This window comes from Mesorhizobium sp. M0587 (assembly GCF_040320945.1).
In the GTDB taxonomy this organism is placed as follows: Bacteria; Pseudomonadota; Alphaproteobacteria; order Rhizobiales; family Rhizobiaceae; genus Mesorhizobium.
Genome location: NZ_JAMYQP010000014.1, coordinates 1 through 12,302, shown reverse-complemented (window position 1 = coordinate 12,302; position 12,302 = coordinate 1). Strand labels below are relative to the sequence as shown.

The following is a 12,302-nucleotide window of genomic DNA, read 5'->3' as shown; positions in this document are numbered from 1 at the left end:
ATTCAGACACATTGCGCTATGTCTGAAGAGATTATGGCGATCCGCCTTAAATTATTGTTTATTGGAGCCCAAAGACTTCTTCCTGTGCTCTCCGCGCAGACTTTGGCAGTCTGTATCACAGGTCCGTCAGGAACTTGGCGAAGGTCATTGAGCCTTCGGGCCACGGGCCAAAGCCTGAATCGGCGTTGAGATGGCCGGTTTCGCCGGCATCGATGAACAGCGAGCCCCAGGTGCCGGCGATGTCCTCGGCGACATCGAAGGCGCAGAACGGGTCGTTGCGGCTGGCGATCACGATCGAAGGGAAAGGCAGCGGCTCGCGCGGGTAGGGGCCGAAGGTCATCAGATGCTTCGGCTTGATCTTGGGATTGGCAACATCGGGTGGCGCCACGAAGAAGGCGCCGGCGACCGGCTTCACGAACTGCGGGATGGCCTGCACGGCCGCGGCGACGCCAAGCGAGTGGGCGACGATGACAACCGGCCTGTCGGCCTCATTGACGGCTTTGGCCACGCTTGCGGTCCAGTCCTCGCGCACGGGCTTCGACCACTCCGCCTGCTCGACGCGCCGCGCGGTCGACAGTTTCGATTGCCAGCGGCTTTGCCAATGCTCGGGTCCGGAGTTGGTGTAGCCGGGCACGATGAGAATATCTGCGTCTTTGACCTTCATGGCGCTGAGATAGCGAGCGGCATCGCTTCGTGCAACGGTCCTGGACCGCGCTCTTGATCACAATAGTGAACACGATGTTCGCTTCTTCAAGCCTTGTGTGAACGATGCCGATAGACGATTTACGTCAAGACAAGAAACAGCCGTGTGCAGAATCCTCCTTTGGAACTGACACGACGTATAATGAGCGGCGGCGCGGGGCTCCCGGTTTTGGGAATTTCAGGGCCGGCCGAACGGAGAGTCTGATGAGTGAACTGCCTTTTGCCGCGACCACGCCGGTCAGCGTGTCGCGCGTCGGCCTGAAAGCGCGCGACGCCGAGGGTCTCGCCGCCTACTATCGCAGCGTCGTCGGGCTCAGGGAATTGAGCCGTGCCGGTGGTGCGATCACGCTTGGCGCTGCGAACCGTCCGCTGCTGGTCATCGAGGCGGATCCTTCGGCCAAGCCGGACGATCCGCAGAGCGCCGGCCTGTTCCATACGGCTTTCCTGCTGCCCAGCCGCGCCGATCTCGGCCGCTGGATCAATCACGCGATCGCCGACAACATCGCCATCGAGGGTGCCTCGGACCATCTGGTCAGCGAGGCGCTGTACCTGACGGATCCCGAGGGCAACGGCATCGAAATCTATGCCGACCGCCGTCCGCAGGACTGGAAATGGAATGGCGACAAGATCGCCATGGCAACCGAACGGCTGAACATTCCCTCCGTCGTCGCCGATGTGCCGGCGGGCGATGCCGGCTGGCAGGGCGCGCCGGAAAACAGCATTGTCGGCCATGTCCACCTGCGCGTCGGCAGGCCGGAAGACGCCGAGGCCTGGTGGAACCAGGAATTCGGCTTCGACACGGTGGCCAAATACGGTGGCCAGGCGGTGTTCCTGTCATCCGGTGGTTATCACCACCACATCGGCGCCAATGCCTGGCGCAGCCCAGGTGCTGGCCGGCGAGACGCCTCGCGCGCGGGTCTAGCATGGGTCGAAATGCGCTCGGACAATGTGACCGGCGAGACGACCCGCGAGGATCCCTGGGGTACGGTGATCAGGACTGTGCCTGGCAAGGCGTGAGCGGAGGTGGCGACAGCCCCTTTCTTCCCGTGAACAGGGAGAAAGGGGACCTCAGGCTTCCCCAAACACCCGCTTGAAAATCGTGTCAACGTGCTTGGTGTGATAGGCCAAGTCGAATTTCTCGCGAATTTCCGCCTCGGGCAGCGCCGCAGTCACTTCCTTGTCGGCCAGCAGTTCTTCAAGAAAATCAGCGCCTTGCTCCCACACTTTCATGGCGTTGCGCTGCACCAGCCGATAGGAGTCCTCACGCGACAGGCCCGCTTGGGTCAGTGCCAGCATCACGCGCTGCGAATGCACGAGGCCACGGAACTTGTTCATGTTCTTCAGCATGTTCTCGGGATAGACGACCAGCTTGTCGACGACGCTGGTCAGCCGCGACAGCGCGAAATCCAGCGTCACGGTGGCGTCCGGGCCGATCATCCGCTCTACAGAGGAGTGCGAGATGTCGCGCTCGTGCCAGAGCGCCACATTCTCCATCGCCGGCAGCGCCATGGAGCGCACCATGCGGGCAAGGCCGGTGAGGTTTTCGGTCAGCACCGGGTTGCGCTTGTGCGGCATCGCCGACGAGCCTTTCTGGCCCGGCGAAAAATACTCTTCCGCTTCCAGCACCTCGGTGCGCTGCAGATGCCGGACCTCGATCGCGAGCCGTTCGATCGACGAGGCGATGACGCCGAGCGTGGCGAAGAACATGGCATGGCGGTCGCGCGGGATCACCTGCGTCGACACCGGCTCCGGTTTCAGGCCGAGCTTTGCCGCCACATGTTCCTCTACATAGGGATCGATGTTGGCGAAGGTGCCGACCGCGCCCGAAATCGCGCAGGTGGCGACGTCTTCCCTGGCATGCACCAGCCGCTCGCGGCAGCGCGAGAACTCGGCATAGGCCTGCGCCAGTTTGACGCCGAAGGTCGTAGGCTCGGCATGAATGCCATGGCTGCGGCCGATGGTGACGGTGTCCTTGTGCTCGAAGGCACGGCGCCTGAGCGCCGCAAGCAGGCCGTCGATATCGGCGAGCAGGATGTCGCTTGCCCGGGTGAGCTGAACCGCAAAGCAAGTGTCGAGAACGTCCGAAGACGTCATGCCCTGGTGGATGAAGCGAGCGTCCGGTCCGACGAATTCGGCAAGGTGAGTAAGGAAGGCGATGACATCATGCTTGGTGACGCGCTCGATCTCGTCGATCGCCTCGACGTTGAATTGCGCCGCGCCGCCTTTTTGCCAGATGGTTTTTGCCGCTTCCTTCGGAATGACGCCGAGTTCGGCCAGCGCGTCGCAGGCATGGGCCTCGATCTCGAACCAGATGCGAAACCGGGTTTCGGGCGACCAGATGGCGACCATTTCCGGCCGGGAATAGCGAGGGATCATCGGTCAGTCCTGATGTGTCGGAGGGTTAGCCCGCGTCCTAACAGAGGTGGACCAAATGCTCAACGCTGCTGCCGCGCAAACCAGACGCTGGCGGCAAACAAGGCGACGAAACCAAGCGGAAAATAAAGCCGGATGCCCAGCACCACGAACTGGTAGAGCGCCACCAGCATCGTGAAGACCAACTGGAAGCCCCAGGTGAGGGTGAAGGCAGGTGCATGCCATTCGGCGTAATAGGATCGGTATTGCAGCGCAAACAGCCCGCTGGTCAGGCCGACCGTCGCGCCAGCGAGGCATGCGAAAGCCGCGGCGAAACCGACCTCCGAGCCTCTGCCGAGCGAGACCAGCCGCGCCGCAAACAAACCCGCCGGAAAGGCGAGTGCACCGCCGCTCGCAAAAAGCAGCGACACGGTGCGGATTTTCTCCGGCGTCTCCCAGTCGCCCAACAGCAGGTTGGCCAGCGCGCTGGCGCCCATCGCCACGGCCCACAACAAGGCGCCGAAAAACGCTGTATGGAGCCTCGGCACCGCGCTCCGGAGGCGGTTCAGGGCGCGATGGCGCCTGGCGGGCTGGATGAGCGGTATCACGGGCGGCCGGTCACCGCGATCCAGCGAAAGTCCGGCCCCTCGAAGCCATATTGGCGCACGTCGATATAATAGCGATTGGCGTAGGGAAAGCCCGATCCGTCCTGGACGCCATACTCCTCGAAGGCGAACACGCTGCTGTTCTTGTTGAAGCCCAGGATTTCGAGCTCGGCGACATCGCCGGCACGAACGGCGATGGACATTGCAAACTGTGCGAGCAGGGAAAGGGCGAACAGGAAAAGCAGTCGCATTCTTCTCACTCCGGCAGCCGTAGTCGTTGCAATCCCCTACCACGACTGGATCGAAACGTCGTGCGGTCGAAGCCGATGCATCCAATCGGCCGGTCATTTGTTATTGTCGGCAGTCCCAATGGAGAACCACCATGACCGACACCAGCAAAATTCGTGAACATATGGAAGTCGTCGGCGCCGATGGCGTGCATGTCGGCACCGTCGACAGGATCGAGGGCGAGCGCATCAAGCTGACCAAGGTCGACAGCGGCGAGGGCGCTCACAAGGGTCATCATCACTACATTCCCCTGAGCCTGATTGCCGAGGCCGATGGCAACAAGGTGTGGCTGTCGGCGAATGCCGATGTCGCGGTGACGTTCGAGGAAGAAAAATCCGGCCGGGTCTGATCGGCATCCTTCGCTTCACCTCGAGCGGGACGACCAGACTGGAAACAGATCACCCGCGGCTGGCGTCGCGGCAAACACGCCGCGGCTGATGGCGCGCGCCATCGTGGCGCCGGCCATCGCATAGAGATCGATCGCCGCGTCGGCCGTGAGTTCGACCCCACTCGTCCCCGTCGCCAGCGCAAACACCAGATCGCCATCGGCTGGCGTGTGCGTGGGCCATATCGCGCGCACGAAACCATCATGGGCCGAGATCGCCAGGCGTTTTGCTGCGGCCTTGGTGAGGACGGCGTCGGTGGCGATGACGGCGATGGTGGTGTTGCCGCCGGTCTCCATCTGGCTTCCGAGATGTTTGTCGCGGTACTTCAGCAGGATCTTCTTTGCGTCGACCGGCATTGGCGAGGGATAGCCAATCCCGCCGAATTCGTCGCCGATCTCGAACGGCGCCGCCCAGAAATGGCGGCTTCGGCTGATGGTCACCGAGCCGGTGGGATTGACGGCGGCCAGGGCGCCGACGGTGACGCCACTGTCGAGCAGTGTCGAAGCCGACCCCAAGCCACCCTTCAACCCCGAGGTGAGCGCACCGGTGCCGGCGCCGATCGTGCCGAGCTGGAAATCGGGGGCGGCGGTTTGCGCCGCCTCATAGCCGAGGTCGCGATAGGGCGGATAGCGGCCCCAATCTTTGTCGCCGCCATTGCGCAGGTCAAACAGGATCGCCGCCGGCACGATCGGCACGCGAAAACCACCGACCTCGAAGCCGATGCCACGTTCACGCAGCGCCGCCTGCACGCCGGACGCCGCGTCCAGGCCGAAAGCCGAGCCGCCAGAAAGCACCACGGCGTGGACCGCCTCGACCGAGTTGTGCGGTTCGAGCAGATCGGTCTCGCGGGTGCCCGGTGCACCGCCCAGGATCTGCACGCCAGCCACCGCCGGTTCGTCGCAAAGGATCGCCGTGACGCCGGATTTCAGCTTGCCATCCGAAGCGTTGCCGACGCGCAGGCCGGCAACGTCGGTGATCAGATTGCGCGGGCCGGTACGGAACATCAGTTGCTTTCAAATGGCGCGAAGCGCGTGCCGTCGAAGCGGAAGACGCGGTAGGGGTTTTGGCTGAGGTCACCTTTCGCGTCGAAGCGGATCGGTCCGATTGCAGTGGTGAAATCCTGCCCGGTCAGCGCGTCGGTCATCGGCTTGCCTGAACTTTCGGCCAGGCTTGAAGCCGCTTTGGCGATCTCGACCGCAGCATAGGCCGGCAATGTGTAGCCGTCCGGCGCGACCCTTTGCGTGGCAAAGGCGCCGAGTACTTTTGGATCGGCGACATCGGCCCACTCGGGCGGTGCGATCATCAACGTGCCCGTCGCATACGGCACATCGCCGGGCGGTGCGCGCAGGTTTTCGCCGCCGGCAAAGACCATGCCGGCGTTGAGTTGCGCCGCATCGCGGCCCATGATTGCGATGTCTTCGCCGTCGCCGCCCGCAAAGACGTGCGTCGCGCCGGCTTTCTTCAGCCGGCCAATCATCCCGATCTGGTTGTCGAGCTGCGGTCGGAACGTGTCGACGAAGACCGGCTTCAATGCCGCCTGCTCCGCCGCGGCGCGCAATGTCTCGGCGAGCTCGCGGCCATAGATGGTGCCATCGTCGATGACGGCGAACAATTCGTTCTGCCACAGGCGGGTGAGGCTAGAGGCGACGGCTTTGCGCTCGTCGTCGCCGCGCGGCCCGAGGCGATAGACCGGCCAGCCGGTCTTGGCGCGGCGGTCGGTCAGGCTTTCGGTTCGCACGCCGACGGTGATCACGGGAATGTTGGCGTCCTTCAGGATCGGCATCGCCGCCTCGATCGCCTCGGTGCAGAGAAAGCCGACCACCACATTAACCTTGGCGGCGGCGAATTCCCCGGCCGCGGCCCTGCCGCCATCCGCGGTACAGGCGTCATCCACGGTCCTGAGATCGATGCCGTTCGCTTCCGCTGCGAGCCCGGCACCGGCCTCGATCTGCTTGCCGAGGATGGCCAATGGTCCCGACAAAGGGGCGGCGACGCCGACCGTTAGCGTCTGGGCGCTGGCGCCGCCGGTCAGGAACAGCCAGGCCAGTGCGGCGGATATCGTTGCCCCGGATCGCATCCTGTTGAAGTGTTCCTCCAAGCCTGCGGCATTTCGCAAGCGTCATTTCCCGCCAAGACCTAAAGGCTGCCCGCTCTAGGTGCAACACGCGAATTCGGGATATGGGCCAAGCACTTCGCTTGTGGCATGTCATATCTCGCCATATATAGCGGTGGTGTTTCTGGCCGTGGAAAATTCTGTTGCTGAAGAAGAATGATATTGGACCGCAGGCCTATCGCGACGCGATGAGCCATTTTGCCGGTCACGTCCATGTGGTTACCACCGACGGGCCCGCCGGCAAGCGCGGCGCGACCGTGATCGCTGCCTGTTCGGTATCGGATACGCCGCCGACCATTCTGGTTTGCCTCAACCGCGAGAATCCCAAGAACGAACCGTTCGTGAAGAATGGCAGATTTGCCCTGAACACGCTGGCTTCGCACCAGGAGCCGCTGTCGATCGGCTTTTCCGGCATCACCGGCCTGCCGGTCGGGGAGCGTTTCGCGCTTGCCGAATGGGACGTCATCTCCACGGGATCGCCAACCTTGAAAGACGCGCTCGCCGTGTTCGACTGCGAGCTGATCGACACCAAGGATCTGGCCACGCATCGTGTGCTTTTTGGCAAGGTGACAGGCCTGCGCATGGGCGATAATTTGCGGCCGCTGATCTATCACGACCGCGGCTATCACGTTCTCTGACGATGGTTGCATTCACGGAGAGAGAATGGCCGAGTTGAAGGCGCGAGCCGTGCCGCGGACGATCGACGAGACGCTCGATCTCCTGACCGGCGCGGATTATGTGGCGGACCGGTCGCTGGCGACCGTGCTGTTCCTGTCGCTGCGCATGAAGCGGCCATTGTTCCTCGAGGGCGAGGCCGGCGTCGGCAAGACGGAGATCGCCAAGGTGCTGGCGCAGGCGCTCGGCCGCCGGCTGATCCGCTTGCAATGCTATGAGGGCCTCGATGTCTCCTCCGCCGTCTACGAGTGGAACTATGCCGCGCAGATGATCGAGATCCGCATGGAGGAGGCGGCCGGCAAGGTCGACCGCTCCGCCATGGAGCGCAATGTCTTCTCCGAAAAATACCTGATCCGCCGCCCGGTGCTCGACGCGCTGACCGGCGAAGGGGGCGCTGCCCCGGTCTTCCTGATCGACGAACTCGACCGCACCGACGAGGCGTTCGAAGCCTTCCTGCTCGAGATCCTTTCCGATTTCCAGGTGACGGTGCCCGAACTCGGCACGATCAAGGCACAGGAACCGCCTATCGTCATCATCACCACGAACCGCACCCGCGAGATCCATGACGCGCTGAAACGGCGCTGTCTCTATCACTGGGTCGATTATCCCAACGCCGAACGCGAGCTGGAGATCGTGCGCCGGAAGGTGCCGCAGGCCAACCAGCGGCTTTCGGCCGAAGTGGTCTCGTTCATCCAGAAGTTGCGCCAGATCGAGCTGTTCAAGGTGCCGGGCGTCGCCGAGACCATAGACTGGGCCGGTGCGCTGACCGAACTCGACAAGGTGGCGCTCGATCCGGAAACCGTGTCCGACACGATCGGCGTGCTGCTGAAATACCAAGACGACATCGCCCGTATCGGCGAGGGCGAGGGCAGGCGCATCCTCAACGAGGTGAAGGCCGAACTCTCGGCGGCGGAGTAGTAGGGCCATGGCAATCTTCCGCGCCGAACCGAAAATGGCGACAGCGGACGGGCGCATCGCCGACAACATCGTCTACTTCGGCCGCACCTTGCGCAAGGCGGGAATGCGGGTCGGACCGGCATCGGTCAAGGACGCCATCGAGGCGGTACTCGTCGCCGGCATCGGCTCGCGTGATGATTTCTACTGGACGCTGCACGCAGTGCTGGTGTCGCGTCACGAAGACCACGCCATTTTCGACGAAGCCTTCCGGCTATTCTGGAAATCGCGCGAACTGATCGAAAAGCTGCTGGCGATGTTCTCGCCGGTGGCGCCCGATGTCAGGGAAAAGCAAAAGCCGCGCCCTGCGGAAAATCGCGTCAGCCAGGCGATGTTCGAGGGTCACCGGAAGAACCAGCCGGCGCAGGAACCCCCCGAAATCGAGGTCGATGCCCGCTTCACCTTTTCCGGCAACGAGGTGCTGCGGGGCAAGGACTTTGCCCAGATGGATGCCGCGGAAATGGCGGACGCCAGGAGGGCGATCGCCCAGCTGCGGCTGCCTTTCGACCTGGTGCGGACCCGGCGCTTCAAGTCCGATGCACATGGCCGCCGCATCGATCCGCGCGCCATGATGCGTTCGGCCGCGCGTACCGGCGGAGAGCTGATCCTGCCGAAATTCCGCTCACCGCGCGAGGTCCATCCGCCATTGGTGGTGCTCGCCGACATTTCCGGCTCGATGAGCCAGTACACACGCATCTTCCTGCATTTCCTGCATGCGCTGACCGAAAAACGCCGGCGCGTGCACACTTTCGTCTTCGGCACCCGGCTGACCAATTTGACCCGGCAGATGCGCCATCGCGATCCTGATGCCGCGCTCGCGGACTGTTCCGTTGCGGTCAGGGACTGGTCGGGCGGCACGCGCATCGGCGACGCGCTCGCCGAGTTCAACCTGACATGGTCGCGGCGCGTGCTGGGCCAAGGCGCTGTGGTCTTGCTGATCACTGACGGCCTCGAGCGCGATGATGTCGCCGGCCTGTCCGAGGAAATGGAGCGCCTGCATAAATCATGCCGGCGGCTGATCTGGCTCAACCCGTTGCTGCGCTTTGACGGCTTCCAGGCGCGCGCGCGCGGCGTCAAGGCGATGCTGCCGCATGTCGATGAATTCCGCTCGGTGCACAACCTCGATGCGCTCGCCGATCTCTGTGCTTCGCTGGACAAGAAATCGGCCCGTTCCGTCGACCCGCGCCGATGGTTGGACGCTGGCGCACGGCACGCCGCATGACCATATGTTTGCGAAGAAAGACTCCCGGAAAAACAGACTCTCGGAGAAGCGATCATGGAAAACAGCATCTATCTCGATGAGGCCCGCGACCCCCTGATCATCGCGGAAGGCTGGATGAAGGAAGGCAAGGATGTGGCCGTCGCCACCGTGGTCGAGACCTGGGGGTCGGCGCCTCGGCCGGCAGGCAGTCACCTGGTCATCGACGCCGACGGCAATTTCCATGGTTCCGTCTCGGGCGGCTGCGTCGAGGGCGCCGTGGTGACGGAGGCCATCGACGTGATCGACAGCGGCAAGCCCAGGATGCTGGAGTTTGGTGTCGCCGACGAAACCGCATGGCAGGTCGGCCTGTCCTGCGGCGGGCGCATCAAGGTCTATGTTGAAAGATTGGGCTGATCGCAGATGGATCCATACGCCTTAAAAACTTTGAACGCCGAACGCCGCGCCCGCCGCGCGGCGATCCTTGTCACCGATCTCGGTGATGGTCGCGACCGCATCGTGCGCGAGGGCGATCAGGTCGCCGGAGATCTCGGAGCCGCGATCGCCAAGGCGTTTCGATCAGGCAGTTCGAGTTCGGTCGAGGCTGAGGGGCGGACCTTCTTTCTCAATGCGCATCTGCCGCAGCCACGCCTGGTGGTGATCGGTGCTGTCCACATCAGCCAGGCGCTGGCGCCGATGGCGAAGATCGCCGGCTATCCCGTGGAGATCATCGACCCGCGCACCGCCTTCGCCACACCGGACCGCTTTCCCGATGTGGCGCTGCATGCGGACTGGCCGCAGGATGTGCTGAAACGCCAGCCGCTCGACAGCTATACCGCGCTCGCCGCGGTAACCCATGATCCGAAGATCGACGACTTCGCCTTGAAGGCGGCGCTCGACGCCGGATGCTTCTATGTCGGCGCGCTCGGCAGCAGAAAGACCCACGCCAAGCGGGTCGAGCGCTTGCTGGCGCTCGGCGCGAGCGCCGACCAGATCGCTCGTATCCACGCGCCGATCGGGCTCGGCATCGGAGCTGCCAGCCCCGCCGAGATCGCCGTCGCCATTCTCGCGCAGACCATCCAGGCCTTCCGTTCGCGCGGCCTCGACGCCGCCGCATCGGCTCCAAAATCGGAGTCGATTTTGGAAAAGCACGATGCGTAAAAGCACGATGCGTAGATTCAAAAGAACGGTAGAGCGTCCTTTGCGCGTCCAGAAGGACGCGCGGCACCCTGCGGGTGCAGCGGCGTGAAATTCGGCCCGATCCCGATCGAGGCGGCCGAGGGTGCCGTGCTGGCGCATGCCACCACCGCCGGCGAGCGGCGTTTTCGCAAGGCTCACAGGCTGAGCGCCGAAGATGTCGCGGTACTTAAGACGGCGGGCATTTCTGAAGTCGTCGCGGCGGTGCTCGCTGCCGACGATCTGGACGAGGACTCCGCCGCCCAAAGAATTGCCGAGAACATGATCGTTCGCGGCATCGAGGCCAGGCCGGCGGCGACCGGGCGCGTCAACCTTCATGCGCGGTCGTCCGGCATCTTTACGGTCGATGCCGCGATGATCGACGCCATCAACGCCATCGATCCCGCCATCACCATCGCCACGCTGCCCCAGCATGCGCCGGTCGAGAAGGGGCAGATGGTGGCCACGGTGAAGATCATCCCCTTCGCGGTCGGCTCCGTGCTGGTCGACGCCGTGACGAGGATTTGCGGCGGCGGCGAAATCTTTGCCGTCAACGCCTGGCAGGCGGTGCGTGTCGGCGTCATCCAGACGGTGCTGCCGGGCATCAAGCCGAGCGTGCTCGACAAGACGCTGCGTGTCACCGAAGCGCGGCTGGCGCGCTCGGGCGGCAGGCTGACGGCGGAACGCCGCACGCCGCACGAGATCGCGGCGGTGGCGGAAGCCGCGGCCTCGCTTGCGCACGACAACGACCTCGTGGTGATCTTCGGCGCCTCGGCGATGAGCGATTTCGCGGATGTCGTTCCGGCGGCGATCGAGAAGGCTGGTGGCACCGTCATCCGGGCAGGCATGCCGGTCGACCCCGGCAATCTTCTGGTGCTCGGCACGCTCGGCGGAAAGCGCGTCATCGGTGCGCCGGGCTGCGCCCGCAGCCCCAAGGAGAACGGTTTCGATTGGGTGCTGGATCGGTTGATTGCCGGTCTCGACGTTACCGCCAAGGATATTGCCGGCATGGGGGTCGGCGGTCTGCTGATGGAGATCCCGACACGGCCGCAGCCGCGCGAACCGCTGCCGGGCAAAAACCAACTCAAGGTCGGCATCGTGCTTCTGGCGGCCGGCCGGTCGAGCCGTATGGGCGGGCCGAACAAGCTCCTGGCGCTGTTCGACGGCAAGCCGCTGGTGCGCCGCACCGCCGAGCGCGCCGTGGCCTCGGAGGCGTCCCGCACGATTGTCGTCACCGGCCATCAGGACGAGAGAGTGCGCACTGCGCTGGCCGGACTTGATGTGGTCTTCGCCGACAACCCGGATTTTGCCGACGGCCTGTCGACATCGCTGAAGGCGGGCATTGCTTGTCTGCCTGAAGATGCCGCCGGCGCCATGATCGTTCTCGGCGACATGCCGGGTGTTTCGTCCGACGATCTCGACAGGCTGATCGATGCGTTCCGCAAGGCCGGCGGCACTTCGGTTGTCCGCGCATCGCACGGGGGCAAGCGTGGCAACCCTGTTCTGTTGCCGCGCTCGCTCTTTGGGGCCATCGCTCATCTTGAGGGCGATACCGGCGCGCGCCACCTGGTCGAGGCCGAGGGGCTCGATGTCATCGATATCGAGATCGGCGATGCGGCATCGGTCGATGTCGACACCCGAGAGGCGCTCGAAAACGCCGGCGGCGTGCTGCAGGATTGACAAACGCAAGCTGAATTACGCATGCCTGCTGGCATGGCTATTCGTTTCCTTGCGTCCACCTTTGCACTTCTACCCTCCTGGGGGGGGGGGGGGGGGGGGGGGGGGGGGGGGGGGGGGGGGGCGGGCGGGGGGGCGGGGGGGCGGGGGGCGGCCGGCGGCCCCGGGCGGGCGGG

Annotated in this window: 13 protein-coding genes and 1 pseudogene; 8 read left to right on the top strand and 6 right to left on the bottom strand. The window is 64.2% G+C overall.

What is annotated here, in order from left to right:
- Positions 1-115 precede the first annotated feature (115 nt).
- Positions 116-664 carry an RBBP9/YdeN family alpha/beta hydrolase gene (locus tag NKI49_RS14990; protein WP_352602337.1) on the bottom strand — a complete coding sequence of 183 codons (549 nt, stop codon included), beginning with the start codon at positions 662-664 and terminating at the stop codon, positions 116-118.
- A gap of 242 nt (positions 665-906) precedes the next feature.
- On the opposite strand from NKI49_RS14990, the gene NKI49_RS14985 reads away from it, so the two are divergent.
- The gene (locus NKI49_RS14985) at positions 907-1,719 is read left to right on the top strand and encodes a VOC family protein (RefSeq protein ID WP_352602335.1); all 813 of its coding nucleotides are present in this window, start codon (positions 907-909) and stop codon (positions 1,717-1,719) included.
- 51 nt (positions 1,720-1,770) lie between these two features.
- On the opposite strand, the gene purB is transcribed toward NKI49_RS14985, so the two are convergent.
- The 3 genes and pseudogenes from purB to NKI49_RS14970 form a co-directional block, all read right to left on the bottom strand.
- Positions 1,771-3,078 carry an adenylosuccinate lyase gene (gene purB, locus NKI49_RS14980; RefSeq protein ID WP_352602333.1) on the bottom strand — a complete coding sequence of 436 codons (1,308 nt, stop codon included), beginning with the start codon at positions 3,076-3,078 and terminating at the stop codon, positions 1,771-1,773.
- 59 nt (positions 3,079-3,137) lie between these two features.
- The gene (locus tag NKI49_RS14975) at positions 3,138-3,602 is read right to left on the bottom strand and encodes a hypothetical protein (RefSeq protein ID WP_352602331.1); all 465 of its coding nucleotides are present in this window, start codon (positions 3,600-3,602) and stop codon (positions 3,138-3,140) included.
- 101 nt (positions 3,603-3,703) lie between these two features.
- Positions 3,704-3,910 (bottom strand): annotated as a pseudogene (locus tag NKI49_RS14970) (DUF2259 domain-containing protein); the annotation flags it as partial.
- 131 nt (positions 3,911-4,041) lie between these two features.
- Here NKI49_RS14970 and NKI49_RS14965 point away from each other — a divergent pair.
- Positions 4,042-4,296, top strand: coding sequence for a DUF2171 domain-containing protein (locus tag NKI49_RS14965; protein WP_352602329.1), 255 nt, complete (start codon positions 4,042-4,044; stop codon positions 4,294-4,296).
- Positions 4,297-4,311: 15 nt separating this feature from the next.
- Here the strand turns inward: NKI49_RS14965 and NKI49_RS14960 are convergent, their stop codons facing one another.
- Both NKI49_RS14960 and NKI49_RS14955 read right to left on the bottom strand, forming a co-directional pair.
- Complete coding sequence (locus tag NKI49_RS14960) at positions 4,312-5,337, bottom strand: P1 family peptidase (RefSeq protein WP_352602327.1); 1,026 nt, start codon at positions 5,335-5,337, stop codon at positions 4,312-4,314.
- A complete protein-coding gene (locus tag NKI49_RS14955; protein ID WP_352602325.1) occupies positions 5,337-6,410 on the bottom strand; it encodes a branched-chain amino acid ABC transporter substrate-binding protein in 1,074 nt (357 codons plus the stop codon). Before NKI49_RS14955 ends, NKI49_RS14960 begins: the two co-directional genes overlap by 1 nt.
- Before the next feature lie 179 nt (positions 6,411-6,589).
- Between NKI49_RS14955 and NKI49_RS14950 the strand changes: the two genes are divergently transcribed.
- The 6 genes from NKI49_RS14950 (at position 6,590) to NKI49_RS14925 (ending at position 12,129) form a co-directional block, all read left to right on the top strand.
- Positions 6,590-7,084 (top strand): flavin reductase, encoded by a 495-nt coding sequence (locus NKI49_RS14950; RefSeq protein ID WP_352602323.1) that lies wholly within the window; start codon positions 6,590-6,592, stop codon positions 7,082-7,084.
- Positions 7,085-7,109: 25 nt separating this feature from the next.
- Positions 7,110-8,039 (top strand): AAA family ATPase, encoded by a 930-nt coding sequence (locus tag NKI49_RS14945; protein ID WP_027028140.1) that lies wholly within the window; start codon positions 7,110-7,112, stop codon positions 8,037-8,039.
- 7 nt (positions 8,040-8,046) lie between these two features.
- Positions 8,047-9,297 carry a vWA domain-containing protein gene (locus tag NKI49_RS14940; protein ID WP_352602321.1) on the top strand — a complete coding sequence of 417 codons (1,251 nt, stop codon included), beginning with the start codon at positions 8,047-8,049 and terminating at the stop codon, positions 9,295-9,297.
- A gap of 54 nt (positions 9,298-9,351) precedes the next feature.
- The gene (locus NKI49_RS14935; protein ID WP_352602319.1) at positions 9,352-9,690 is read left to right on the top strand and encodes an XdhC family protein; all 339 of its coding nucleotides are present in this window, start codon (positions 9,352-9,354) and stop codon (positions 9,688-9,690) included.
- Between the two features lie 6 nt (positions 9,691-9,696).
- Positions 9,697-10,434: an XdhC family protein gene (locus tag NKI49_RS14930; protein ID WP_352602317.1), complete on the top strand. Its 738-nt coding sequence runs from the start codon at positions 9,697-9,699 to the stop codon at positions 10,432-10,434.
- An 84-nt stretch (positions 10,435-10,518) separates the two neighbouring features.
- Complete coding sequence (locus NKI49_RS14925; RefSeq protein ID WP_352602315.1) at positions 10,519-12,129, top strand: NTP transferase domain-containing protein; 1,611 nt, start codon at positions 10,519-10,521, stop codon at positions 12,127-12,129.
- Positions 12,130-12,302: the final 173 nt, after the last annotated feature.

Excerpts from the sequence above, each read along its gene's own strand:
- NKI49_RS14990 (WP_352602337.1), bottom strand. The coding sequence starts at position 664 with ATGAAGGTCAAAGACGCAGATATTCTCATCGTGCCCGGCTACACCAAC.
- NKI49_RS14955 (WP_352602325.1), bottom strand. The coding sequence starts at position 6,410 with ATGCGATCCGGGGCAACGATATCCGCCGCACTGGCCTGGCTGTTCCTG.
- NKI49_RS14985 (WP_352602335.1), top strand. The coding sequence starts at position 907 with ATGAGTGAACTGCCTTTTGCCGCGACCACGCCGGTCAGCGTGTCGCGC.
- NKI49_RS14935 (WP_352602319.1), top strand. The coding sequence starts at position 9,352 with ATGGAAAACAGCATCTATCTCGATGAGGCCCGCGACCCCCTGATCATC.
- NKI49_RS14945 (WP_027028140.1), top strand. The coding sequence starts at position 7,110 with ATGGCCGAGTTGAAGGCGCGAGCCGTGCCGCGGACGATCGACGAGACG.
- NKI49_RS14960 (WP_352602327.1), bottom strand. The coding sequence starts at position 5,337 with ATGTTCCGTACCGGCCCGCGCAATCTGATCACCGACGTTGCCGGCCTG.
- purB (WP_352602333.1), bottom strand. The coding sequence starts at position 3,078 with ATGATCCCTCGCTATTCCCGGCCGGAAATGGTCGCCATCTGGTCGCCC.
- NKI49_RS14940 (WP_352602321.1), top strand. The coding sequence starts at position 8,047 with ATGGCAATCTTCCGCGCCGAACCGAAAATGGCGACAGCGGACGGGCGC.
- NKI49_RS14965 (WP_352602329.1), top strand. The coding sequence starts at position 4,042 with ATGACCGACACCAGCAAAATTCGTGAACATATGGAAGTCGTCGGCGCC.
- NKI49_RS14930 (WP_352602317.1), top strand. The coding sequence starts at position 9,697 with ATGGATCCATACGCCTTAAAAACTTTGAACGCCGAACGCCGCGCCCGC.